Raw genomic sequence first — 25,637 nt, 5'->3', positions numbered from 1 at the left:
TGAAACAATAACGCACCTGAGGAAGCCTAAGGAGGAAGATCATGGTCACCAGGAGAACCCTTGCCGCCACCGCTCTTGGCGTATGGGCGGCTTTCATGAGCGGCTCGGCCGGCGCCCAGACGACTCTGCGCTCGGCCGATATCCACCCGGACGGATACCCCACCGTCGAAGCCGTGAAGTATTTCGGCTCCCTGCTCGAAAAGAAGACCAACGGCCGCTACAAGGTGCAGGTGTTCCATTCCGCGCAGCTCGGACAGGAAAAGGACACCATCGAGCAGACCCGTTTCGGCGTGATCGACCTGAACCGGATCAACATGGGCCCGTTCAACAATCTGATCCCTGAGACGCTGGTCCCGTCGCTGCCCTTCATCTTCCGGTCTGTCGACCACATGCGCAAGACCATGGATGGCCCTGTCGGCGACCAGATCCTCAAGGCTTTCGAACCGCATGGGCTGGTGGCGCTCGCCTTCTACGACTCGGGCGCGCGCTCGTTCTACAATTCCAAGCGCCCCATCAACACGCCGGCCGATCTGAAGGGCATGAAGGTACGTGTGATCCAGTCGGATCTCTTCCTCGATATGGTGAATGCACTTGGCGCCAACGCAACGCCGATGCCTCCGGGCGAGGTCTATTCCGCGCTTCAGACCGGCGTGGTGGACGGCGCCGAGAACAACTGGCCGAGCTACGATTCCTTCCGCCACTTCGAAGTGGCGAAGTTCTACTCCCTGACGGAGCATTCCATGTCGCCGGAAGTCCTGGTGATGTCGAAGAGGAGCTTCGACAAGCTCTCGCCGGAAGACCAGAAGGCGGTGCGCGAGACGGCGAAGGAGTCCGTCGTGAAGATGCGCGAGCTCTGGGAGGCCCGCGAGAAGGACGCCGAGAAGAAGATCCGGGCGAGCGGCAGCCAGATCAACAACGTCGACAAGCAGCCTTTCATCGACGCCATGAAGCCCGTTTACGAGAAATACGCCAAGGACGCGAAGGTAAAGGAGCTCGTCTCCCGCATCCAGGCGATGAACTGAGCCTCCCCATACCGATGCCAGCGGATCGGCTTGAGGGCCGGTCCGTCTCTTGCTCCACCGGAGACCCTCACCGATGCGTGCTGAACTTGCCGCGCTGTCCCGCATCCTCGCCGTCGTGAATCGGGCGGCTCTCTGGATCGCCGGGATCGGCCTCGTCGCAATGACCCTCTTCGTCGCCTGGCAGGTGTTCGGCCGCTATGTGCTGAACCAGTCGCCGAGCTGGACGGAGCCGGCCTCGCTGCTTCTCATGAGCTGGTTCATCCTGCTCGGCTCCGCCGTGGGCGTGCGCGAGGGCAACCATCTTGGCTTCGAGATCGCCCTTCATTACGCGCCGCACGGCCTGCGTCAGATCATGCTCGCCGTCACCGAGGTGCTGGTGATGCTCTTCGGAGCCGCCATGGCCTGGTACGGCACGGCTCTGGCGGTGGAAACCTGGTCCGCCCTGATGCCGGGCCTGCCGATCCCGCAGGGCTTCGACTACGTGCCCCTCGCGGTCGGCGGCGTTCTGATCGCCTTGTTTTCCCTGGAAAAGCTCGTTCGCCTCCTGCTCGCAGGAGAAGAAGTGCCCTTGGTGCGCGCGGACGAGCCGCGTCTCGCAGCCGTGAAGGAGTGATGTCATGGAGATGTGGGTTCTCTTCGGCGTCTTCACGCTCCTGCTCATCATCGGCACGCCGGTCGCATTCTGTCTCGGCATCGCGTCGCTGGCGACGGTGCTCTACATGCAGCTGCCGCCGGTGGTGGTGTTCCAGCAGCTCAATTCCGGCATGAACGCCTTCGCCATGATGGCGATCCCGTTTTTCATCTATGCGGGCGACCTGATGATGCGCGGAGGCATCGCCGACCGTCTGATCCGCCTGGCGGCCGGCTTCGTCGGGCATCTGCGCGGCGGCCTGGGCCAGGTGAACGTGGTGGCCTCGACGCTCTTCGGCGGCATTTCAGGCTCGGCGATTGCCGACGCTTCCGCCATCGGCGGCATCATGATCCCACAGATGGAGAAGCGGGGTTATGCCAAGGACTACAGCGTCAATGTGACGGTGAATGCGGCCATCATCGCGCTGCTCATCCCGCCGTCCCACAACATGATCATCTATTCGATCGCGGCCGGCGGCACGATCTCGGTGGCGGATCTCTTCACCGCCGGCGTGGTGCCGGGACTTCTTCTGGCCGCCGCCCTGATGGTCACGGCCTATGTGGTGGCCGTGCGCCGTGGCTATCCGGCCGATCCCTTCCCAGGCTTCCGGATGCTGGCCTATTTCTTCGTATCGGCCGTGCCGGGAATCCTGCTGATCTTCATCATCTTCGGCGGCGTGCGCTCAGGAGTCTTCACGGCGGCGGAGAGTTCCTGCATCGCGGTCGTCTATGCGCTGCTCGTTACGCTCCTGGTCTATCGCGAGATGAACTGGGAGAGCTTCGTCGAGGCGACGCTGGGAGCCGTGCGCACCACCGCCATGGTCCTGCTCGTCATCGGCACGGCCAGTGCATTCGGCTGGCTCATGGCCTTCCTGCAGGTACCGCAGGCCACGATCTCGCTCATGAGGAGCGTGTCGGACAATCCCATTGTGGTGCTGCTGCTCATCAACGTCATCCTGCTGGTGCTCGGGACCTTCATGGACATGGCGCCGATGATCATCATCTGCACGCCGATCTTCCTGCCCGTGATCAAGGCCTTCGGCATCGACCCGGTGCATTTCGGCGTGATCCTCATCCTCAATGCCGGCATCGGTCTCAACACTCCGCCGGTGGGCTCAGTGCTCTTCGTCGGATGCGCGGTCGGAAAGATCACCATCGGCGAGGCCATGAAGACCATCTGGCCGTTCCTTGGCGCCAGCGTCTTCGTGCTGCTGCTCGTCACCTACATCCCCGGCCTGTCGCTCGGGCTTCCGGCCCTGTTCCGCTAAATCACCGCATCCGAGAGGTAATGATGACCATCGACATCCGGCAGGTATGCCATCCCGAGGCAGTCCGCCATTTCAGCACGGCCGAACTGCGCCGGCACTTCCTGATCGAGACGCTGTTCGTTCCCGGCGAGGTCAGGCTGACCTACAGCCATATCGACCGGCTTGTCGTCGGGGGCGCGACACCGGCCGCCGGAGCGATCAGGCTTGAAACGCACAAGCAGATCGGCTCTCCGAACTTCCTGGACCGCCGCGAGCTCGGCGTCGTCAATCTCGGCGGGGCGGGGCGCGTGCATACGGACGGCGAGGTCCACAACCTCGGACCCCGCGACGCCCTCTACATCGCCATGGGCACGAAGGACGTCTGCTTCGAGAGCCTCGACGAGAGCAATCCGGCGAAGTTCTATCTCGTGAGCACGCCGGCCCATGCCCGTTTCGAGACCGTGAAGATCGGCCTCGACCGCGCCCGCCGGGTCGATCTGGGCGATGCGGCGAACGGCAATGTCCGCACGATCTTCCAGATGATTCATCCCGAGGTGTGCCGCTCGGCCCAGCTCGTTCTCGGCATGACGCAGCTAAAGCCCGGCAGCATGTGGAACACCATGCCGGCTCACGTGCACGACCGTCGCTCGGAAGTCTATGTCTATTTCGACATGCAGCCCGACACACGCGTGTTCCATTTCATGGGCGAGCCCGACGAGACGAAGCATCTCGTCGTCGCCAACGAGCAGGCGATCCTCTCTCCGGGCTGGTCCATCCATTCGGGTGTCGGCACCAGCAACTACACCTTCGTCTGGGCCATGGGCGGCGACAACCAGGACTTCACCGACATGGACATGGTGCCCATGGACTCGTTGCGGTGAGGATCGTGCGATGACGTATTCCATCGATCTGACCGGCAAGACGGCGGTCGTGACCGGGGCCAATACCGGGCTCGGCCAGGCGATCGCCGTCGCGCTGGCGCAAGCAGGCGCTTCCATCGTGGCCGTGGGACGCTCGGCCATGGACGAGACCGAGCGCCTGTGCCGGGATGCAGGCGCGGACTTTCATTCCGTGCAGGCGGATCTGTCGAGCCTCGAACCCGTCGAGCGCATCGTCGCCGAGGCGACGTCGGTCAACGGACGGATCGACATCCTCGTCAACAACGCCGGCATCATCCGCCGCGCGGATGCCATCGACTTCACGGAGAAGGATTGGGACGACGTGATGAACGTCAATCTCAAATCCACATTCTTCCTGTCCCAAGCGGCAGCCCGTACCATGCTGGCGGACGAGCGCGGCGGCAAGATCATCAACATCGCTTCGCTCCTGTCCTTCCAAGGCGGAATCCGCATTCCGTCTTATACCGCGAGCAAGAGCGGGCTGGCCGGGCTCACGCGGTTGCTCGCCTGCGAATGGGCGGGGAAAGGCATCAACGTGAATGCCATCGCGCCGGGCTACTTCGTGACCAACAACACGGAGGCGCTCCGCAATGATCCCAAACGAAGCGGCGAAATTCTCGGGCGTATCCCCGCCGGGCGATGGGGCGATCCGACGGATCTCGGCGGCGCTGCCGTCTTCCTGGCATCGTCAGCCGCAAATTACATTCACGGTGTCGTTTTGCCGGTGGATGGCGGATGGCTCGCCCGTTGAGAACTTTCTGGAGGAACTATGAACCGCATCAATGAACCTTTCGCCTTTGACAGCAAGCTCGATTGGGAGCCGGCAGGCGAGGGTATCCGCCGCAAGATCCTCACCTATAATGCAGAGGTGATGATGGTGCGCGTAGATTTCCGGGCGGGTGCCGTCGGCACGCCCCATTCGCATCCGCATATCCAGTGCAGCCTTGTCGAAGCGGGCGTCTTCGACGTGACGATTGCCGGGCGGACCGAGAGGCTGAAGCAGGGCGACAGCTTTCTCGTGCCTCCCAACGCCATTCATGGCGCCGTTGCGGTGGAAGCCGGGGTGCTTCTCGACGTCTTCACCCCGATGCGTGAAGATTTCGTCTGACCTGACGCCCACACCCTACAGTCAATTTCCTGCCTCAAGCCGCACCATGACTGGTTGCGGCTTGTTTGCTGTCGGACCGATCGGTTTCTGGGCTGTGCCGACGGTCCAGGCGACACCCCCGTCAGTCGGTAAGCCGGCTTCCATGCGTCGCTCCCTCTCCCGGAGCCCCGACGGCCACATGTGGCCGGTCTGCGACAGAATATTTCGCGTTAACCGATCCATCGCGAAATTTGGTCCGGCATGGAACTCCGCCTCTTGAAAAACGTTAAGGTCGGTCGAATTCCATCTGAAGACGAACAAAGTAGCTTTTGGAATGTCGGCACAAGGGGGCCAGGCGTGGGTTGCGTCTGGAACAGCGTAACGGGGGCTTTTATGTCGCAAGTTGAAACCGCCACTTCGCAGCTTGATCCCAGGCTGCTTCTCAAAACACTGCGAGCCTTGAGAAAAGGCGATTTTTCCACCCGTCTGCCGTCGGATCTGACCGGTATCGATGGCGAGATTGCGGAGGCGTTCAACGATATAGCGGACCTGAACCACGGCCTCGCGCAGGAACTGGAGCGCGTCGCCAAGGTCGTCGGTAAGGAAGGCCGGATCGAGGAGCGCGGGCGCCTTGCAGGGGCGACCGGCTGCTGGAGCGAATGCGTCGACTCCGTGAATGCGATGATCGGCGACATCGTTCAGCCGACCGTCGAGGTGGCGCGGGTCATCGGCGCGGTGGCGAAGGGCGATTTGAGCCAGACGATCGATCTCGCGACCGATGGGCGTCCCCTGCGTGGCGAATTCCTGCGCATCGGCAAAGTGGTCAACACCATGGTCGGCCAGCTCGGCAGCTTCGCCTCGGAGGTGACCCGCGTGGCGCGCGAGGTGGGATCGGAAGGCAAGCTCGGCGGTCAGGCGAAGGTCAAGGGCGTGGCCGGCACCTGGAAGGACCTCACCGAGAACGTGAACCTGATGGCGGCAAACCTCACCGGTCAGGTCCGCAACATTGCCGAGGTCACCACCGCCGTGGCGAACGGCGACCTGTCCAAGAAGATCACCGTCGACGTGAAGGGCGAGATCCTGGAGCTGAAGGACACCATCAACACCATGGTGGACCAGCTCAACTCCTTCGCGTCCGAGGTGACGCGCGTCGCGAAAGAGGTCGGGTCGGAAGGCAAGCTCGGCGGTCAGGCCCAAGTGCGTGGCGTCGGCGGCGTCTGGAAGGATCTGACCGACAACGTCAACATGATGGCCGCCAACCTGACGGGTCAGGTGCGTAACATCGCAGAGGTCACCACGGCGGTTGCCCGCGGCGACCTGTCCAAGAAGATCACGGTAGATGTGAAGGGCGAGATTCTGGCCCTCAAGTCCACCATCAACACCATGGTCGACCAGCTCAACTCCTTTGCCTCGGAAGTGACGCGCGTCGCGAAGGAAGTGGGCTCGGAAGGCAAACTCGGCGGTCAGGCGCAGGTGGAGGGCGTCGGTGGCGTCTGGCGCGATCTCACAGAGAATGTGAACATGATGGGCGCGAATCTGACCGCCCAGGTTCGCAACATCGCCGAGGTCACGACCGCGGTCGCGAACGGCGACCTCTCCAAGAAGATCACCGTGGAGGTCCGGGGCGAGATCCTGGAACTCAAGAACACCATCAACACCATGGTGGACCAGCTGAATTCGTTCGCGTCCGAAGTGACCCGTGTGGCGAAGGAAGTGGGCTCGGAAGGCAAGCTCGGCGGTCAGGCGCAGGTGCGTGGCGTGGCGGGTACCTGGAAGGACCTGACCGACAACGTGAACCTGATGGCGGCGAACCTGACCGGGCAGGTGCGTAACATCGCGGAAGTGACCACGGCCGTCGCGAACGGTGACCTCTCCAAGAAGATCACCGTCGAAGTGCGTGGAGAAATCCTCGAGCTGAAATCGACCATCAACACCATGGTGGATCAGCTGAATTCCTTCGCCGGCGAGGTGACCCGCGTGGCGAAAGAGGTGGGATCCGAAGGCAAGCTCGGTGGCCAAGCCCGCGTGGAAGGCGTGGCCGGCACCTGGAAGGACCTCACCGACAACGTGAACCTGATGGCGGCGAACCTGACGGGTCAGGTGCGTAACATCGCCGAGGTGACGACGGCGGTCGCGAACGGCGACCTGTCGAAAAAGATCACTGTTGCGGTCGAAGGCGAAATCCTGGAGCTGAAGTCCACGATCAACACCATGGTGGACCAGCTGAATTCCTTCGCCGGCGAGGTGACCCGCGTGGCGCGTGAAGTGGGCACCGAGGGCAAACTTGGTGGACAAGCGCAGGTGCGCGGCGTCGGCGGCGTCTGGAAGGACCTCACCGACAACGTCAACATGATGGCGGCGAACCTGACCGGTCAGGTGCGTAACATCGCCGAGGTGACGACGGCGGTCGCGAACGGCGACCTGTCGAAAAAGATCACTGTTGCGGTCGAAGGCGAAATCCTGGAGCTGAAGTCCACGATCAACACCATGGTGGACCAGCTGAATTCCTTCGCCGGCGAGGTGACCCGCGTGGCGCGTGAAGTGGGCACCGAGGGCAAACTTGGTGGACAAGCGCAGGTGCGCGGCGTCGGCGGCGTCTGGAAGGACCTCACCGACAACGTCAACATGATGGCGGCGAACCTGACCGGTCAGGTGCGTAACATCGCCGAGGTGACGACGGCGGTCGCGAACGGCGACCTGTCCAAGAAGATCACCGTCGATGTCCGTGGCGAAATCCTTGAGCTGAAGTCCACGATCAACACCATGGTGGACCAGCTCAACTCCTTCGCGTCCGAAGTGACGCGCGTGGCGCGCGAAGTGGGCATCGAAGGCAAGCTCGGCGGTCAGGCTCAGGTGCGCGGCGTGGCCGGCACCTGGAAGGACCTCACTGACAACGTCAACATGATGGCGAACAACCTCACCGGTCAGGTGCGCGGCATCGCCAGCGTGGTGACAGCCGTCGCCGAGGGTGACCTCAAGCGCAAGCTCGTCGTGGATGCCAAGGGCGAAATCGCCGCGCTTGCCGAGACCATCAACGAGATGATCGACACGCTGGCCACCTTCGCCGACCAGGTGACGAACGTCGCCCGCGAGGTGGGCGTAGAGGGCAAGCTCGGCGGACAGGCGAGGGTGCCCGGCGCCGCGGGCCTGTGGCGCGATCTCACCGACAACGTTAACCAGCTTGCGGCCAACCTCACCACCCAGGTGCGCGCCATCGCGGACGTGGCCACCGCCGTGACCAAGGGCGATCTGACGCGTTCGATTTCGGTGGAAGCCTCGGGCGAGCTGGCCTCGCTCAAGGACAACGTCAACGAGATGATCCGCAACTTGCGCGATACGACGCTCAAGAACGCGGAGCAGGATTGGCTGAAGACCAATCTCGCCAAGTTCACCCGCATGCTGCAGGGCGAGCGCGATCTCACCACCGTGTCCAACATGATCCTGTCGGAGATCGCCCCGCTCGTGAATGCCCAGCAGGGCGTCTTCTACAAGATGGAGAATGACGGCAGCGGACCGATCCTCGACATGGTGGCGTCTTACGCCTTCACGGAGAGGAAACATCTCAACAACCGCTTCCGCCTCCGCGAGGGGCTGGTCGGGCAGGTTGCCTACGAGAAGAAGCGGATTTTGCTCACCAACGTGCCGGGCGACTACATCACTATCAGTTCGGCTCTGGGTGAAGCGCCGCCCCTCAACATCATCGTGCTGCCTGTCCTGTTCGAGCAGGAGGTCAAGGCGGTGATCGAACTCGCCTCCTTCAGCCGCTTCTCGGAGACGCATCAGTCGTTCCTCGAACAGCTCACGGAATCGATCGGCATCGTTCTCAACACGATCGCAGCGAACATGCGGACGGAAGGCCTGCTGAAGCAGTCCCAGCTTCTGACCACCGAGCTGCAGAGCCAGCAGGAAGAGCTGAGAAACACCAACGACCGGCTGGAGCAGCAAGCCGCCAGCCTGCGCCAGTCCGAGGAACTCCTGCGGCAGCAGCAGGAGGCCTTGCAGAAGACGAACGAGGAGCTCGAGGACAAGGCGCGGCTGCTCGAACTTCAGAAGAGAGAGGTCGAGACGAAGAACCAGGAAGTGTCCGTTGCGAAGACCGCCCTGGAGGAGAAGGCCGAACAGCTCTCGCTCACGTCGCGCTACAAGTCGCAGTTCCTGGCCAATATGAGCCACGAGTTGCGGACGCCGCTCAACTCGCTCCTCATCCTCTCGAAGCTCCTGACCGAGAACTCGGATGGCAACCTGACCGACAAGCAGAGGGAGTTCGCCAAGACCATCCACGCGGCTGGCTCCGATCTGCTTTCGCTCATCAACGACATTCTGGACCTGTCGAAGATCGAGTCCGGCACCGTCAGCCTGGAGGTGTCGAGCGTTGCCTTCAAGGACCTGGTCGACAACATGGAACGGACCTTCCGCCAGGTAGCGGAGGAACGAAAGCTCGATTTCCATGTGGAGGTCGACCAGAAGCTGCCGCCGGCGATCAGGACGGATTCCAAGCGACTGCAGCAGGTACTTCGCAATCTGTTGTCGAACGCCTTCAAATTTACGGAGCGCGGGGGCGTGACGCTGCAGATCGGATCGGCGGAAGGAACGCCGCTTCGGGCCGGCAGCCAGTGGATCGCCATATCGGTAACGGATACGGGCATCGGCATCCCGGAGGAAAAGCAGCGCATCATCTTCGAGGCGTTCCAGCAGGCCGACGGCACGACGAGCCGGAAATATGGTGGAACCGGCCTCGGCCTGTCGATCAGCCGTGAGATCGCCCGTCTGCTCGGCGGGGAGATCGTGGTGTCGAGCACGCCGGGAGGCGGCTCGACGTTCACGCTCTTCGTTCCCGTCGATCCGCCGGCCAGTCACGGGACGGCCGGTGCGGTCTCCTCCGTGCGGCCGAACGGCGACGGAGCCGCTCAATCCACCACCACGATGGACGAGACCGCCGGAACGATGATCCGGCAGCCGTCGGCCGCAATGGCTCTCTCCGCCTCGCTCGACGACCGCCATGCGATCACGAGCGGAGACCGTGTCGTCCTCATCGTCGAGGACGACGCCATGTTCGCCTCCGTGCTGCTGGAGCTTGCCCGTGAGGAAGGCTTCAGGGGATTGATCGCCATGGACGGCGCCTCGGCGCTCGCCCTCGCGCATCGCTACAAGCCTCATGCGATCACGCTCGATATCGGCCTTCCCGACATGGACGGTTGGGCGCTTCTCGATCTCTTGAAGCACGATCCGCGCACCCGTCATGTGCCGATCCACGTGATCTCCGTCGACGATCAGAAGAAGCGCGGGCTCAAGGCGGGCGCCTTCGGCTTCCTGGAGAAGCCCGTCGACCGGGAGGCGCTCATGGGAGCGCTCAACCGCACGAAGGAATTCATCGATCGCCCCGTGAAGAAGCTGCTTCTCGTCGAGGATGACGACATTCAGCGCATGAGCCTCTCCGAACTCATGAAGAGCGAGCAGGTCGACGTGACGGCCGTGGGAACGGCCGAGACGGCCCTGGAGGCCATCCAGGTGCGGCAGTTCGACTGCGCCATCGTCGATCTGGGACTGCCGGATCTCCCCGGTTCTGAACTCATCGAGCGCATGCGCAAGACGAAGGGTGGAGAGGAGCTGCCGATCGTCATCTATACCGGCCAGGACCTGACCAAGGCCGAGGAGCGCCATCTGCAAGGAATGGCGGCAACGCTCATCGTGAAAGGCGAGGGCTCGTCGGAGCGCCTTCTCAACGATACGGCTCTGTTCCTGCACCGGGCGATCAACGCCATACCCGAAGAAAAGCACATCGTCGTCCCGCAACGTACCGACGGATCGCTCGACGGCCGGAAGGTTCTGATCATCGACGACGACATGCGCAACATCTTCTCGCTGACAAGCGCGCTCGAGCAGCATGGGATCTCGGTTATCTTCGCCGAGAACGGCCTGGAGGGCATCGAGAAGCTTCAGGCCAATCCGGATGTCGACGTGGCTCTGGTCGATATCATGATGCCCGAGATGGACGGCTACGAGACCATGCGGGAAATCCGGAATATCCCGCGTTATCGCGATCTTCCCCTCGTTGCAGTGACGGCGAAGGCCATGAAGGGCGACCGGGAGAAGTGCCTCGAGGCCGGCGCGACGGACTACGTGTCGAAGCCTGTTGATGTGGATCAACTTCTGGCCGTCTTGCGCGTTCAACTCAGTCGGAGCACATATATCCCGGACGGGAAGATGGCTCCCGATGGTGCGGCAGAGACCGGGTTGAACTCATGACGGACGACCTACGGCAAGGGGAGCTGAGCCAGGGGCTGGATGACTTTCATCTGGTCTCGGTCCGCCCCCCTTCGGATCCGATTCCGGCCAAGATCCTGGTGGTCGACGACGATCCGAGAAACCTGATCGCCGTCGAAGAGGTGCTCCGGTCTCCAGGCGTGGAGATCGTGACCGCCGATTCCGGCGAGGGGGCCCTGCGCCACGTCCTGAAGGATGACTTCGCGGTCATCCTGCTCGACGTGCAGATGCCCCGGCTCGACGGGTATGAGGTTGCAAGCCTGATCAGGAACCGGCCGCGCTCCTCGCGCGTGCCGATCCTGTTCCTGACGGCTTTCAACAAGGACGACATGCACGTCTTCAAGGGATACTCGGCGGGGGCCGTCGATTATGTCTTCAAGCCTATTGAGCCCCTGATCCTCAGATCCAAGGTCGACATTTTCGTCGACCTTTATCGCAAGACGGAGGAGATTCGTCGGCAGGCCGAGCAGGAGCGCCGTCTGCTGATGGACAACCTTCATGTCCGCAGCGAAAAGCTGAAGGCGGAGCAGGCCCTGCGCCGCCGCGAGGAGCATCAGTCGATCGTCCTGCAATCGCTGCCCATCGCGCTCTATACGGCCTCCGTCGAGGAGGATCATCGCCGCCTCCATTTCACCAATGAGAGCATCGAGCGCATCACGGGATTCCGGCCGGAGGCTTTCCTCGAGCGTCCTGACTTCTGGTCATCCCGCATCAATCCGGAGGACCGGGAACGTGTCCTGGCCCAGCTGAGGAGGCTGGAGGAAGAGGGCTCCGTCAATCTCGAGTATCGCTGGCGCTGCGCCGACGATGTCGAGCGGCATTTCCTCGACCAGACGGTCCTCATGCGCGACGAGAACGGTCGTCCGCGTGAATTCTTCGGGATGTGGTTCGATACCACGGAGAGCAAGCAGATGGAGCAGAACCTGCTTCATGCCAGCAAGCTCGAGGCGGTCGGCCGACTCACCGGCGGGATCGCGCACGATTTCAACAACATGCTGAGCGTCGTGATCGGCAATCTTGATCTTCTGAAGAAATCCATTCAGGGCAACGAGAAAGCCGAGCGCCGGGTGCGAATGGCGCTCGAAAGCGCCCAGCATTGCGCCGATCTCACCTACCGGCTTCTGACCTTCTCCCGGCGTCAGGCCCTGCAGGTTTCAACCATCGACGTCACGAGCCTGATGCCGAGCCTGCTCGAGCTGATGCGCAGAACGCTGGGCGAGCACATCAATGCGAGCCTGAATCTTGAAGAAGGCATCTGGCCGATCCAAGTCGATCGCGCCCAGTTCGAGGCGGCGCTCCTGAACCTCGCGGTCAACGCCCGCGATGCCATGCCCGATGGGGGCGATCTCACGATCTGCGTCAAGAATCAGGTGGTGGAGGAGGGGAAATCCGCTCCCGGCGGGGAGTTCGTCGTAATCTCCGTGAGCGACACGGGAATCGGAATGCCACCCGAGGTGCTGGAGAAGGTCTTCGAGCCGTTCTTCACAACGAAGGAAAGCGGAAAAGGCACCGGCCTGGGCCTGAGCATGGTCTATGGTTTCGTCCAGCAATGCCAAGGCCATGTGGAGGTCGAGAGTGAGCCGAATGCGGGCACGACGATCCGCATCTACCTCCCTCGCTCGCACGATGCGGCGGAAAGAGCAGAGGATAACCAATCGGCCGTCGTTCACCCTTTCGGGGATGGCCGCATGGTGCTTGTCGTTGAGGACAATCCTGCCGTTCGCCAAGTGGCACAGTCCACTCTGCATTCTCTTGGCTTCAAAGTCATGGAGGCCGAGACCGGCGATGAGGCCGCTCGGCTTCTGAAATCGAAGAAGGACATCAAGCTCGTTCTCTCCGACGTCAGGATGCCGGGTGCCCTCAGCGGCATAGACCTGGCCCGGCTCATTCAGAAGGAACAGCCGGACGTCCAAGTCCTCCTGACCACAGGATATTTCGACGGCGAAGACAAACTCGAAGACCTCAATCTTCTCTACAAGCCCTATCGGGCGAGCGATTTGGCGGACAGGATCCGATCGCTGATGGGCTCTTCGCAGGGTGTTGAGTTGGAGAATGCAGCTATGCGTCAGACCGCCGCTGTCGCATAGCTGCGCCGAGTTGCGGCAGGCGGTCAGAATTCGGCTGAGAGACTGTCCCGATCACCGCGCCAGGCGGTGTAGAAATCGCCTGTGCGATCCAGAACGAAAACCGTCGGATTGTTCGAGACGGCCGACCAGCAGGCTGCCTCGACGGCGAATTTCAATGCCTTTGCGCGAAAATAAAACGAGCCGAGATCCCGGCCGAATTGAGAAACCGTCCAACGATTGTGCTTGAATGCAACGCAATACGCTCCGTGGGGCATGAAGCACCTCCCAAGTCGCTTTTCCAGTGCATCGTGCGGCCCTCTGGGCCGGATCGAATGATGCGCTCTTCCAATAAGATGTGCATCTGCCCCTGAAGTGGGCCACTTCCGGGGGCGATGCTATGCAAAACACAGGTGCCGTTGCTAACCATCCTGGCCGGATATGGCAACCGCGAATAGCGATTTACGATCTCAAACCTTAAAGATGGGTTGCCCGGAGTCTCAAAGAGAAGCCGTCACGCCGCCATCGACATAGATGATCTGACCGTTGACGAAGCCGGATGCATCCGACGCGAGGAAGATCACAGCGCCGATCAGGTCCTCCAATTCCCCCCAGCGCCGGGAGGGCGTACGGCCGATGAGCCAGTCGGAGAAGGCCTTGTCGTCGACCAGGGCCTGATTGAGTTCCGTCTTGAAATAACCTGGTCCGATGCCATTCACCTGGAGGCCGTGCTTGCCCCAATCGATGGCCATCCCCTTCGTGAGCATCTTCACGGCTCCTTTCGTGGCCGTATATGGCGCAATCGAGGGGCGTCCGAGCTCGCTTTGAACCGAGCAGATATTGATGATCTTCCCCCGGCCGCGCGGGATCATCTTCCTGGCAACGGCCTGGCTCACATAGAAGACGCTGTCCACATTCGTCGTCATCAGCTCGTGCCAGGTTTCCTCCGGGTAATCCTCCAGGGGACCTCGGCGCTGCATGCCGGCGTTGTTGATCAGGATGCCGATGGGGCCGATGTCCGCTTCGATCCGCTCGATTGCCGCCTTGACGGCTTTGCTGTCCGTCACATCGAAGGGCATCTCGAATACGGACGAACCGTCGTCCCGCAAGATCTGTGCCGCTCCTGCAACCCTGTCCGGCTGGCGTCCGTTGAGGATGACGCGGGCTCCGGCGCGTCCGAGCCCCCGCGCGAGAGCAAGGCCGATGCCCGCGCTCGATCCCGTCACGAGGGCGATGCGGCCTGACAGATCGAAGAGGTTCGCAATGTTCGTATGCATCCTCAGACCCCGAATGAGCTGAAACACACCTAAAGAATGCGGCCGGGATTGAGGATGCCGGCGGGATCCAGCGTTTGCTTCATCTGCCTCATCAGGACGAGTTCGGGCTCCGTACGGCTCAAGGGGAGATAGGGGCGCTTGATGCGTCCGATGCCGTGTTCCGCGGAGATCGAGCCGCCGAGCCGGGAGACGAGATCGTAGACGAGACCCTGAACGCCCTTCTTGATCGCATCGTCCATGTCGCGAATGGCGACATTGATATGGATGTTGCTGTCGGCCACATGTCCGAACACGACGTAAACGGCGTCGGGCCATTGCTTGGGCATCTCCTGACGCAGATGTGCGACGGCTTCCGTCATCCGGTTGAGCGGCACGCTGACGTCGAAGCGGATTTCCTCCGGCAGGAAGCGTCCGTATTCGTAGGGCGTTTCCCGATAGGCCCAGAAGCGGTTCCGGTCGGCTCGCGACTGAGCCACCACGGCGTCCTTGATCAGGTCCTGCTCGTAGAACTCCTCAAGGAGGAGGGAAAAGGCTTCCGTTCCCGCCGGATCCACGCCCATGTCGGCCTCGATCAGGAGCGTCACGTCGTGCTCGGACTCGAATGCCGGCGCGAGGCCGCAGATCTCGGTCGCGACCGTCATGAATTCTCGCCACATGGCCTCGAAGACCAGCAGGCGTCCCGGATGGGCCTGCTGGAATCGGCGCAGGACGACGAGGGCATCCTCGAAACTGGCGACCGCGCAGAGAGCGGTCTGTAGTCCCTGGGGTTTAGGGTGCAGGCCGATCACCCCCCGGGTTACGATGCCGAGAGTTCCCTCGCTGCCGATGAAGAGCTGTGTCCAATCGTATCCGGCATTGTTCTTCAGCATCTTGTTGAGGGACCGGACCACGGTGCCGTCCGCCAGGACAACTTCCAGGCCGAGAACGTTGCGCCGGGTCATGCCATAGCGCAGAACCTGATTGCCGCCGGCATTGGTCGCGATGTTGCCCCCGATCGTGCAGGTTCCGCGCGCACCGAGGTCGATCCCGCACAGGAAGCCTGCTTCGTCCGCCGCCTGCTGAATGACCGCGAGGGGTGTGCCGGCGAGGGCCGTCAGCGTGGCGCTTGCCGGGTCGATCTCTTCGATCCCGTTCATCCGTTCCAGCGACAGGGCAATCTCTCCCGCTTGCGGATGAGCACCGCCCGCAAGGCCCGTCAATCCGCCCTGCGTGACGACAGGCTGGCGGTGCTCTTGGCAGATCCTCAAGGCGGTCGAGACATCCTCCGTGGTCTGCGGCAGGATCAGCGCCTGAGGTGCGACCGCCTTGAGGCCGCTGGCATCGGCATGATTGCGGGCAGGGATGTCGGATCCGATGCGGACCTGCGATCCCAGGGCTGCAATAAGGGCGTCAATCACATTGCTCATCGTATTCTGACTCAAACTCCGGAGCTGTTTCGGTCAACTCGTGCATCGTGTGGAAAACTGGACCAAATTTTGATCCGTTGCACGAGGACAATTCGTGCGTCGATCCTGAAGGATCACGGTTCCTCGGTCAGCCGTATGATGGCGTCCGGCCGCTGCCAGAGTTCCGGCAGCAATTCGAGTCCGAGACCGGGCTTCATGTTCACCGTGACCTCACCTTTCGTGACGGTCGGCAACTCCGTCACGAGTTCCGTGTACCAGCCCGTATAGAAGGCACGGACGCTCTCCTGGATCAATGCATTGCGCGCATGCAGAGAGAAGTGGCAGGACGCGGCGTAGACCACCGGGCCCGTGCAGTCATGCGGCGCGACCGGGACATGCCACGCTTCCGCCAACGCGGCGATCTTGCGCGCTTCCGTCAGGCCGCCGCACCAGGACAGATCGAGCATGGCGACACCCGCGACGCCGGTTTCGAGATATTCCCGGAAGGCGTGAGTGTAGGACAGGGTCTCCGAAGCACAGACCCAGGCTTTCGAATGCTGCGCGTATTCCTTGAGGTCGCCGATGTTGTCGAGCCGGAAGGGATCCTCGTGCCAATACGTGTTGAACTCGGCAAGCGCCCCGGCGAGCTTCTTGGCCATCGGCAGACTCCACAGGGAGTGGAACTCGACCATGATGTCCATCTTGTCGCCCACCGCCTTGCGGATCTTGGCAAAGGGCTCGAGAGCCGTCCGCAGCTCGTCCGGCGAGATGTCGTATCCTTGGCTGCGTTCGGCCGCAACATCGAAGGGCCAGATCTTCATGCCCGTGATCCCCTGTTCGAGGAGCGAATGGGCGAGTTCGTCCGCACGGTGCAGGAACGCGTCCAGATCCTCGTAGGCGCCTTCCGCCTCGCCGACGCCCCAGTTGGCGACTTTCTGCGCGCGGCTGTCGCGAATGTAACGGTAGCCCGCGCAGGTGTTGTAAACACGGATCCTGTCGCGGGAGCGACCTCCCAGCATGTCGCAGACGGGCTTGCCGTGGGCCTTGCCGAAGAGGTCCCACAAGGCGATGTCGACGGCCGAGTTGCCACGTGTCTCGACGCCGGCGGAGCGCCAGCCCAGATAATTCTGGAGGTCGCGGTTGATTCCTTCGATCTGGAGAGGATCGCGCCCGATCAGCTTGGCTGCAACTGTCTCGTGAATGTAGGCCTCGACGGCCGCCGCTCCCATGAAGGTCTCGCCGAGGCCGATGAGCCCTTCATCCGTGTGCAGGCGGACCCAGACGATGTTTGCGAACTCCTGGAGACGGATTGTTTCGACGCCTGTGATTTTCATGGGATCCTCGTTGGGATTGCGCTCTCGTTGCGAGCGGCATGTGCGGACGGTTTGATGCCTCCCGCGGATAGGATGGAAGCTGCCGGCCTCATGATATCCACCGAAATGCTCCGCCGGAGCAGGTATTCATAAGTCTAATCTGAAACAAAGATACAATTAGGGAGCTCTCTCGCCTGGCGCTGAAATTCCGACGATAGGTCTTTTCAAAGCCAGCATTGCTGCTGGCGACGCTGAAAATGCCAGCGAACGAGACGGAAATGAGAAAAGCTCCGCGTCCTGTGCCGCATCTTACTCACGAAACCGCTCCATCGGCTGAATTGACACTCCCTGCCACTACACCTTAGATCGCGCAACATGTTAGGCTTTCGCAAGGCTTGAAGAGCCTTTTGCGACGGACAGAATAATGAGCGCCCACAAGGGGGCCAATTGGCAGGAGACAGTGTGAGCAGGCTAATTTCCTTTTTCTTCAAGGGCTTGGAAGGACTGCTCGTTCTTCTGCTGGCCGCCATGGTCGTCATGGTCTTCGGCAATGTCGTCCTGCGTTATCTCTTCGATACGGGCATCGACGTATCGGAAGAGTTGTCCCGTTTCTTCTTCGTCTGGCTGACCTTCATCGGCGCCGTCGTGGTCGGGCGGGAGAATGCTCATCTTGGCGTCGAGACCCTCGTCGCCCGTCTCGGCGACAACGGTCGCAAGGTCTGCATGGTCCTGTCCGACCTGTTCATCATCGGATGCTGCGTCGTCTTCTTCTGGGGAACATGGCAGCAGGCCGAGATCAATGCCACGAACTATGCGCCCATTACCGAAATCTCGATGCTCTGGGTCTACGGCGTCGGATATTTCACCAGCATCGGCCTGGGATTGATGGCGCTCCTTCGAATTATGCGCGTTCTGACCGGGCGTATCAGCGAGCATGAGCTCAAGGCTTTCGCCGGCGACTACAGTGGCGACGAAGCCCATGCCTTGAAGGAGCGGCTCGAGTGACCATTCTCGTTTTTCTCTTCTCGCTTCTGGGAGCCATGGCGCTCGGCATGCCGATTGCCTTCTCCCTGATCGTGTGCGCTCTCGCGCTCATGCTCTGGCTCGGCAATTTCGACAGCCAGATCGTGGCTCAGAACATGATCATCGGGGCCGACAACTTTCAGCTTCTGGCCGTCCCGTTCTTCCTGTTGGCCGGCGAGCTGATGAATGTCGGCGGCCTGTCGAAGCGCATCGTCAATTTCGCCCTGGCCTGCCTCGGGCATATCCACGGCGGTCTCGGTTACGTTGCCATCGTGGCGGCGCTTATCCTTGCAGCCCTGTCCGGCTCGGCGGCCGCCGACACGGCGGCGCTCGCGGCCATTCTGATCCCGATGATGCGGAATGCAGGCTACGACATTCCGCGGGCGGCTGGACTTATTGCAGCCGGCGGCATCATCGCGCCGGTGATCCCGCCTTCGATCGGCTTCATCGTCTTCGGTGTCGCGGCCAACGTGTCGATCTCCCAGCTCTTCCTCGCCGGCGTCTTCCCCGGTGTGATGATGGGCGTGGCGCTCGTCGTCGCCTGGGCCATCGTCAGCCGGCGAGATAAGATGAAGGCGACGCCTCGCGCTTCCATGCGCGAGAGGGGCAAGGCCTTCATCGATGGTTTTTATGCCCTCCTCATGCCCGTGATGATCCTGGGCGGCATCAAGTGGGGCATCGTGACCCCCACCGAGGCGGCGGTTCTCGCCGCCGTGTACGCGCTCCTCATCGGCATGTTCGTCTATCGCGAACTGAAGCCGTCGATGCTGTACGGCGTCTTCCTCACGGCAGCGAAGACGACCGCCGTGGTGATGTTCCTGGTTGCGGCGGCGCTCGTGTCCGCTTGGCTCATCACCCAGGCGAACATTCCGGGGGAAATCAGCGGGCTCATCGAGCCTCTGATGGGCAACAAGACCTTGCTCATGTTCGCCCTCATGTTCCTGGTCGTCATTGTCGGAACCGCCCTGGATTTCTCTCCGACGGTTCTGATCCTGACCCCGGTCCTGATGCCGATCGTCAAGCAGGCCGGAATCGACCCGGTCTATTTCGGCGTGCTGTTCATCATCAATAACGCCATCGGGCTGATCACACCGCCGGTCGGAATCGTGCTGAACGTGGTGAGCGGCGTCGCCCGTGTGCCCATGGGCGCGGTCATCCGCGGTGTGAACCCGTTCCTGATCGCCCAGCTGATCGTGCTCGTCCTGCTCATCCTCTTCCCCGACCTGGTCATGGTGCCACTTGCCTGGCTGCGGGGTCGATGAGACGGTAGGCTTTATGAAAACCAAAAGAGAGGAAGCAACCATGAAAGCATTCAAATTCGCTCTGGCCGCCGGCGTCGCGGCAACCATCTTGGCGGCCGTTCCGGCCAATGCCCAGTTCACGGAGCGCAACATCCGCCTGTCCAACGGCGTGAACGAGGATCACCCGAACGGCAAGGGCGTTGAGAAATTTCGGGCCTGCCTGACCGACAAGTCCGGCGGCAAGATGAAGGTGCAGGGCTTCTGGGGCAATGCCCTGGGCGGCGATCTCCAGGCCACCCAGGCGCTTCGCTCCGGCACGCAGGAAATGGTCGTCACGTCCAGCTCCCCCCTCATCGGCATTCTGCCGGATCTCGGCGTGTTCGATCTGCCGTTCCTGTTCGCCAACAACAAGGAGGCCGATACCATCCTCGACGGCGAATTCGGCAAGTACATCGACGGCAAGCTCGAGACGGTCGGTCTCGTCAATCTGGCTTACTGGGAGAACGGCTTCCGCAATCTCACCAACTCTCGCCGTCCGGTCGAGAAGTGGGAGGACTTCAAGGGGCTGAAGGTTCGTGTCATGCAGAACAACGTGTTCCTCGACACGTTCAAGAACATGGGCGCCAACGCGGTTCCGATGGCGTTCGGCGAAGTGTTCACCGCTCTGGAAACGAAGGCCATCGACGGCCAGGAAAATCCCTTCGTGACCATCGACACGTCGAAGTTCTACGAGGTGCAGAAGTACCTCTCCGTGACGCGTCACGCCTACACCCCGTTCCTCGTGCTCTATTCCAAGAAACTGTGGGACGGATTGTCGAAGGACGAGCAGGCTGCTCTCCGGGAATGCGCCGCCGTCTCGCGGGATGAGCAGCGCAAGGTTTCCCGCGAGCTGTCGGAAGCCTCGTTGAACAAGATCAAGGGCGCGGGCATCGTGGTCAACGAGCTGAATGAACAGGAGGCCAACCGCATGCGCGAGCAGGCGAAGCCTGTCTGGGAGAAGCATGCCGCGACCATCGGCCCTGAAACGGTGAAGATGATGCAGGCAGAGCTGGACAAGGTCCGGAAGAAGTAAGCTCGTCTCAGTGATCAGAAGGATGCCGTTCGGAGCCCTTGCGCACCGGACGGCGTCCACCAATGTCCTCCAGCCTGACCGGTCGTTGCGGACTTCAGGCGCAATTTGAAAAGATTGCCGATCCATGCAGATCCTCATTCTCGGAGCGGCCGGAATGGTCGGCCGCAAGCTCACGGAACGCCTGGTCAGGGAAGGCCGCCTGGGGGGAAAGGCGATCACGCGCCTCGTTCTGCACGACGTTGTCGAACCCGAGCGCCCTCAGACATCCTTGCCCGTCGAGACGCTGACATCCGACTTCTCGATGCCCGGCGAGGCGGAGAAGCTCGTCGCGAGCCGGCCCGACGTGATCTTTCACCTGGCGGCCATCGTGTCCGGCGAGGCGGAGGCCGATTTCGACAAGGGATACAGGATCAATCTCGACGGGACGCGCTTCCTGTTCGATGCCGTTCGCACCATCGGTGACGGATACAAGCCGCGCCTTGTCTTCACGTCGTCCATCGCGGTTTTCGGCGCTCCGTTCCCGGACGCGATTGGGGATGAGTTCTTCCTGACGCCGCTCACGAGCTACGGGGCGCAGAAGGCAATGGGCGAGCTGCTGCTGGCCGACTATACCCGGCGCGGGTTCTTCGACGGCGTGGGGATCCGGCTTCCAACGATCTGCGTCCGCCCGGGCAAGCCCAACAAGGCGGCATCGGGCTTTTTCTCCAGCATCATCCGCGAGCCGCTGAACGGTCAGGAAACCGTCCTGCCGGTCTCGCTTGATGTCCGCCACGCCCATGCTTCGCCACGATCCGCCGTCAATTTCCTCGTCCATGCGGCGAGCATGGACACGTCGAAGATCGGCCCACGGCGCAACCTGACGATGCCGAGCGTATCGGTGACCGTCGGCGAGCAGATCGAGGCGCTTCGGCGCGTCGCCGGCGAGCAGGCCGTCGCCAGGATCCGCCACGAGATCGATCCGACCATTGTCCGTTTCGTCGAGGGATGGCCCCGCCGCTTCGATGCGAGCCGCGCCGAGAGCCTGGGTTTCCGCGCGGAGTCCAGTTTCGACGAGATCATCTCCATCTATGTCGAAGACGAGCTCGGCGGCGTCGTGCCGACGTGAGCGGTGCCCGCTTGGGTGGTCTGTCGATGGTCGGAAAGACGCTCAGCCGCGGGGGCGTTCGGGAAAGAAGCGTTGCCTGAGTGAAGCCCATTTCTGGATCGACCAAAGGGTGAACCGGCCAACGGGTTTCTGCAGGATGGGGATGTCACGGGCGATCAGCAGAAGGCCCAAGGGCAGCATCCACAATCCGAGGACCGGCAGAAATGAGAAGATGCCGCCCAGGATGAGAAGCAGGCCTGCGGGAATCCTGATCCAACGGGAGTTCGGGTGGCGCAGGCTGCGAAGCACCCGGGCGACCTTGCCCGGCACCTCATCTTCCAGGCGCCTGAATGCCTGCCTCAGCACGGCTCGTCCGCTTTGGTGTCCCATGCTCTTGGAAGTGTCCACCACTGGGAGGAGTTCCCTCGGAATATGCCTTTCTAAACCGGTGACTATGAACGCGGGCCGAAGGCTGCGCCCCGCCAGCCGGTGCCTGTTGGAAGTCGGGTGAGCTCGGTCTTTCGCGGATCGATTCAGCAGGTGAAGCCGGCGAGGGCTTCGGCAACCGCCTGCGTGCCCTGTTCCCGAACCCGCATGACCCTCAGAGCCCGCTCTTTCTGCTCGAGGCGATAGAGATAGGGGTCGAATTCGAGCGGCAGCGCGGGATCGCCGAGATAGCGCGGCTTGTCGGCCCGCTCGTAGTAGTCCGCGCGCAGCAGCCGTCCGAGATGTTCCTGCACCGAGTGGGGGAGTGGCGGCACATTGTGACGGACGGGCAGCGCCATGGTAGCCGGTTGAGCTAAATTCGAATGATTTGAAATGTTATCAAGCATCGTAAAGCCCCGCAAAACTGCCTAGGTCAACGCACATCCTGCCGGCTGGTTGCAGTCGCGGGCGGTGCAAACTGCCGCAGGCTTGGCCGGATGACGCAAGCCTCGGCCAAGCCTGCGGCATTAGACCTCGGCGAAAGACAAGGTTTGGGGAAAAATGTTGCAAAACGACCTGTTTCTTGCCGAGCGGCTCGCATTCCTGGGCATCGACGACGAAGTCTGTCGGGAGCTTCGCGGGATCTGGCAGGAAATATCCACCGAGCTGCCGAACATCCTCGAGCGCTTCTACGCGCACATGCATCGGCAACCGCAACTGTCCCAGCTGATCGGCACACAGCAATCCCGGCTCGTATCCGCTCAGATGCAACATTGGGGCAGGCTTTTCGGCGGCAGTTTCGATGCCTCCTATGTGGACGGCATCCGCCGCATCGGGCTCATCCATAACAAGATCGGTCTTGAACCGCGCTGGTACATCGGAGGCTATGCCTTCGTCCTCAATGAGCTGATCCATGTGCTGTCCAGGAAGCATCGCTTCAGCAGAGGGGCTCTCGCCCGTAAGCTGGCGGCGGTGAACCAGGCGGTCATGCTCGACATGGATTTCGCCATTTCCGTCTATCAGGACGCTTTCGTTCAGGATCGGCAGAAGAAGGGCGAGGACCTGTCCCAGGCTGTCGCGTCCTTCTCCGATGCCGTGCAGGAAAGCCTGCAGATCTCCGGGCAGGCGAGCAGCGCACTTTCTGAGAGCGCAACGGTTCTCGACGAGGCCACCGGAAGTGCCCGGAGCCTTGCCGTTCAGGTGACGACGGCGGCGGAGCAGACGGCGTCCAACATGCAATCCGGCGCAGCCGCGACGGAGCAGCTCGCTTCGTCTGTCCGTGAGATCGGGCAGCAGGCCAGCCGCTCGGCGGACGTCGCCCGGCATGCCCTGGAGAGTTCTCAGCGGACGAAGGAAACAGTCAACGGTTTGGCCGAACAGGCGAGGGAAATCGGCGACGTGGTCGATCTGATCGAGCGTATCGCGGCTCAAACCAACCTGCTCGCCTTGAACGCCACCATCGAGGCGGCCCGTGCCGGTGAGATGGGCAAGGGCTTCGCGGTCGTGGCGCAGGAGGTGAAGACCCTTGCCAACCAGACAGCCAAGGCGACAACCGAGATCGGCTCGCGCATCGGGGCGATCCAGGAAGCGACGCAGCGAAGCGTGTCCGATATCGACAATATCGGCCGCATCATGGAGGAACTGAGCGGTATCGCGACGGCCATCGCGGCAGCCGTCGAGGAGCAGGCAGCCGTCACGTCCGAAATATCCGTCAGCGTCAACCAAACGACCGACCATACCCATGCGGTCGTGCGCAGCATCGAGGCTCTGACCGGGTCAACGGCCTCCGCGGCCGCCGCCGCGCAGGAGGTCTCAAGCGCCAAGCTTACCCTGGACCAGCAGCTTCAGCGGCTCAGACAGGATATCGACCTTTTCCTCGCAACAGCCAGGGCTGCCTGACCGCTGCAAAGCCGACACCAGCGATTTGTGGCTGAATCGTGTCTTTTGGGGTACAGACACGAGTCCGCAAATCAGACACCTTGCCAACAGTTGCCGCCGGGTTTTGCTTTCCGGTGCAACGACGGAGCCGTAAGGGCTCCTGTGTGGGGGCACAGGTGGATCAGACGGACCAGGAAATCGAGCAAATCGCTCGCGCATTCTATGTCGCACGGCATGAAGACGGAGTTTGGGAGACCGCATCGCGGCTTCTGCAACACGAATTCCGCCTCTATGCCCGGCAGGCTTTGAGCATGCTGCAAAAGAAGCAGGAACAGATCTGGAGCGAGGCCCCGCGCATGGCTTCGGTGGACATTCTCGAAGCAGCCTAGAGCCTCGGGCCCAAAAGAGAAATGCACTTTTGGGACGGACACCGATGCTAGGTCCTTGATGCGGCGCGCCGTTCGTAGCGGACCCGTGGGCTCACGTTAGTGACATCCGGATCCGCTTTTCCGCACGATGCATTAGCGAACCATTGCCTTTGGCGGTGCCCCTGACGGGACGAGCCGGCCGCGCGCTGTCAGCCGCGCACGATTCCGCTTCACGGCTTTTTGTGTGTCAAATGGGGGAGGCCTGTTGAAGGCGCCGCATGTCCTGCCATTTTCAAAGGGTGCAGACTCTCCGCCGGGAGTCTGAGGAGCTTTGCATGCAATCACCCGAAGAGTGGGAAATCCCTCCTGAATACCAGCCTGATCCGAGGACACTCGGCTATGACCTCAAGGATGCTCTCGCGGCTATTGTCTCTCTGAGGGCAAGGGTTCCGGACGATGCCTTCACGGCCGAAACACTCGGAACGGAACGGGCCGGGCAGGGCGTCGTCATCCGGGATGACGGCCTCGTCGTCACTATCGGCTACCTGATTGCCGAAGCCGAGGAGGTCTGGCTGACCACCAACAAGGGCCGAGTCGTTCAGGCCCATGTGCTCGCATACGATTATGAAAGCGGTTTCGGGCTGGTGCAGGCGCTCGAACCTCTGGGCCTGCCGGTGTTGGCCCTAGGCGATTCCCGCCATCTGCACCCAGGGGATCAGGTGGTCATCGGCGGGAGCGGCGGGCAAAGCCATTCCCTCGCCGCACAGGTCGTCGCCTGCCAGGAATTCGCCGGGTATTGGGAATATCTCATCGATCCCGCCATCTTTACCGCGCCGGCCCATCCCAATTGGGGCGGCACGGCCCTGATCGGGCCCCGTGGGGATCTCGTCGGCATCGGCTCGCTCCAGCTCCAGCATCAGGCATCCGGGGGTACCGTGGTGCCTCTCAACATGAGCGTGCCGATCGACCTTCTGAAGCCGATCCTCGACGATCTCCTGACCCTCGGACGGACCAAGAGCAAACCGCGGCCATGGCTCGGATTCTATGTCGCAGAGGCGGAGGACGATCAGATCACGGTCATCGGCTTGGCTGGCGACGCTCCGGCGCAGCGGGCGGGCTTGAGGGCCGGCGATCAGATCCATGCGGTAGCCGGCCAAACGGTGACCTCACTCGCGGAATTTTATCGCGCCATCTGGGCACTGGGCGCCGCGGGCGTCGATGTCCCGCTCACGCTCGAGCGGGAAGGAGACATGTTCGACGTGACGGTTCGATCCGCCGACCGGGGGCGCTTCATGAAGGGACCGCGCCTGCAGTGATCGTCCGAACGCCATGAAACTTGCTTGGCACTGCGCCGTTCT

Annotated in this window: 21 protein-coding genes; 15 read left to right on the top strand and 6 right to left on the bottom strand. The window is 62.0% G+C overall.

The window, feature by feature from the left end; translation table 11 throughout:
* Positions 1-41: 41 nt before the first annotated feature.
* The 8 genes from DDF70_RS00430 to DDF70_RS00395 all read left to right on the top strand — a co-directional run bounded on the left by DDF70_RS00430 (position 42) and on the right by DDF70_RS00395 (position 13,236).
* Complete coding sequence (locus DDF70_RS00430; RefSeq protein WP_114942898.1) at positions 42-1,022, top strand: TRAP transporter substrate-binding protein; 981 nt, start codon at positions 42-44, stop codon at positions 1,020-1,022.
* Between the two features lie 73 nt (positions 1,023-1,095).
* Entirely contained in the window at positions 1,096-1,635 is a 540-nt protein-coding gene (locus DDF70_RS00425; RefSeq protein ID WP_114942897.1) for a TRAP transporter small permease, read from the top strand.
* Positions 1,636-1,639: 4 nt separating this feature from the next.
* Positions 1,640-2,920 carry a TRAP transporter large permease gene (locus DDF70_RS00420; protein WP_114942896.1) on the top strand — a complete coding sequence of 427 codons (1,281 nt, stop codon included), beginning with the start codon at positions 1,640-1,642 and terminating at the stop codon, positions 2,918-2,920.
* 23 nt (positions 2,921-2,943) lie between these two features.
* Positions 2,944-3,780 (top strand): 5-dehydro-4-deoxy-D-glucuronate isomerase, encoded by an 837-nt coding sequence (gene kduI, locus DDF70_RS00415; protein ID WP_114943267.1) that lies wholly within the window; start codon positions 2,944-2,946, stop codon positions 3,778-3,780.
* A gap of 10 nt (positions 3,781-3,790) precedes the next feature.
* A complete protein-coding gene (gene kduD / locus DDF70_RS00410; protein WP_114942895.1) occupies positions 3,791-4,549 on the top strand; it encodes a 2-dehydro-3-deoxy-D-gluconate 5-dehydrogenase KduD in 759 nt (252 codons plus the stop codon).
* Between the two features lie 18 nt (positions 4,550-4,567).
* A complete protein-coding gene (locus DDF70_RS00405; RefSeq protein ID WP_114942894.1) occupies positions 4,568-4,906 on the top strand; it encodes a cupin domain-containing protein in 339 nt (112 codons plus the stop codon).
* 372 nt (positions 4,907-5,278) lie between these two features.
* On the top strand, positions 5,279-11,131 hold the full coding sequence (locus tag DDF70_RS00400) for a HAMP domain-containing protein (RefSeq protein ID WP_114942893.1): 5,853 nt from the start codon (positions 5,279-5,281) through the stop codon (positions 11,129-11,131).
* Entirely contained in the window at positions 11,128-13,236 is a 2,109-nt protein-coding gene (locus DDF70_RS00395; protein ID WP_114942892.1) for a response regulator, read from the top strand. Before DDF70_RS00400 ends, DDF70_RS00395 begins: the two co-directional genes overlap by 4 nt.
* Before the next feature lie 23 nt (positions 13,237-13,259).
* On the opposite strand, the gene DDF70_RS00390 is transcribed toward DDF70_RS00395, so the two are convergent.
* From DDF70_RS00390 to DDF70_RS00375, 4 genes are all read right to left on the bottom strand, one after another.
* On the bottom strand, positions 13,260-13,490 hold the full coding sequence (locus DDF70_RS00390; RefSeq protein WP_114942891.1) for a hypothetical protein: 231 nt from the start codon (positions 13,488-13,490) through the stop codon (positions 13,260-13,262).
* A 222-nt stretch (positions 13,491-13,712) separates the two neighbouring features.
* A complete protein-coding gene (locus tag DDF70_RS00385) occupies positions 13,713-14,489 on the bottom strand; it encodes an SDR family oxidoreductase (RefSeq protein WP_114942890.1) in 777 nt (258 codons plus the stop codon).
* Between the two features lie 29 nt (positions 14,490-14,518).
* The gene (locus tag DDF70_RS00380; RefSeq protein WP_114942889.1) at positions 14,519-15,895 is read right to left on the bottom strand and encodes an FAD-binding oxidoreductase; all 1,377 of its coding nucleotides are present in this window, start codon (positions 15,893-15,895) and stop codon (positions 14,519-14,521) included.
* A gap of 113 nt (positions 15,896-16,008) precedes the next feature.
* Positions 16,009-17,208 carry a mandelate racemase/muconate lactonizing enzyme family protein gene (locus DDF70_RS00375; RefSeq protein WP_114942888.1) on the bottom strand — a complete coding sequence of 400 codons (1,200 nt, stop codon included), beginning with the start codon at positions 17,206-17,208 and terminating at the stop codon, positions 16,009-16,011.
* A gap of 441 nt (positions 17,209-17,649) precedes the next feature.
* Between DDF70_RS00375 and DDF70_RS00370 the strand changes: the two genes are divergently transcribed.
* From DDF70_RS00370 to denD, 4 genes are all read left to right on the top strand, one after another.
* Positions 17,650-18,192, top strand: coding sequence for a TRAP transporter small permease (locus DDF70_RS00370; protein WP_114942887.1), 543 nt, complete (start codon positions 17,650-17,652; stop codon positions 18,190-18,192).
* On the top strand, positions 18,189-19,472 hold the full coding sequence (locus tag DDF70_RS00365) for a TRAP transporter large permease subunit (RefSeq protein WP_114942886.1): 1,284 nt from the start codon (positions 18,189-18,191) through the stop codon (positions 19,470-19,472). Before DDF70_RS00370 ends, DDF70_RS00365 begins: the two co-directional genes overlap by 4 nt.
* A gap of 40 nt (positions 19,473-19,512) precedes the next feature.
* Positions 19,513-20,523: a TRAP transporter substrate-binding protein gene (locus tag DDF70_RS00360; protein ID WP_114942885.1), complete on the top strand. Its 1,011-nt coding sequence runs from the start codon at positions 19,513-19,515 to the stop codon at positions 20,521-20,523.
* Positions 20,524-20,647: 124 nt separating this feature from the next.
* On the top strand, positions 20,648-21,628 hold the full coding sequence (gene denD, locus DDF70_RS00355) for a D-erythronate dehydrogenase (RefSeq protein WP_114942884.1): 981 nt from the start codon (positions 20,648-20,650) through the stop codon (positions 21,626-21,628).
* 42 nt (positions 21,629-21,670) lie between these two features.
* Here denD and DDF70_RS00350 read toward each other — a convergent pair whose 3' ends face one another.
* Both DDF70_RS00350 and DDF70_RS00345 read right to left on the bottom strand, forming a co-directional pair.
* Positions 21,671-21,997, bottom strand: a complete 327-nt coding sequence (locus tag DDF70_RS00350) for a hypothetical protein (RefSeq protein ID WP_114943266.1) — start codon at positions 21,995-21,997, stop codon at positions 21,671-21,673.
* Positions 21,998-22,140: 143 nt separating this feature from the next.
* Positions 22,141-22,440: a hypothetical protein gene (locus tag DDF70_RS00345; RefSeq protein WP_245435312.1), complete on the bottom strand. Its 300-nt coding sequence runs from the start codon at positions 22,438-22,440 to the stop codon at positions 22,141-22,143.
* Positions 22,441-22,594: 154 nt separating this feature from the next.
* Between DDF70_RS00345 and DDF70_RS00340 the strand changes: the two genes are divergently transcribed.
* From DDF70_RS00340 to DDF70_RS00330, 3 genes are all read left to right on the top strand, one after another.
* On the top strand, positions 22,595-23,932 hold the full coding sequence (locus DDF70_RS00340; RefSeq protein WP_114942882.1) for a globin-coupled sensor protein: 1,338 nt from the start codon (positions 22,595-22,597) through the stop codon (positions 23,930-23,932).
* A 155-nt stretch (positions 23,933-24,087) separates the two neighbouring features.
* A complete protein-coding gene (locus tag DDF70_RS00335; RefSeq protein ID WP_114942881.1) occupies positions 24,088-24,300 on the top strand; it encodes a hypothetical protein in 213 nt (70 codons plus the stop codon).
* A gap of 314 nt (positions 24,301-24,614) precedes the next feature.
* Positions 24,615-25,595 carry a S1C family serine protease gene (locus DDF70_RS00330; protein WP_114942880.1) on the top strand — a complete coding sequence of 327 codons (981 nt, stop codon included), beginning with the start codon at positions 24,615-24,617 and terminating at the stop codon, positions 25,593-25,595.
* Positions 25,596-25,637 lie beyond the last annotated feature (42 nt).

This window comes from Microvirga calopogonii (assembly GCF_003347665.1).
Lineage (GTDB): Bacteria > Pseudomonadota > Alphaproteobacteria > Rhizobiales > Beijerinckiaceae > Microvirga > Microvirga calopogonii.
This window is presented reverse-complemented; position numbering and strand designations above follow the sequence as displayed.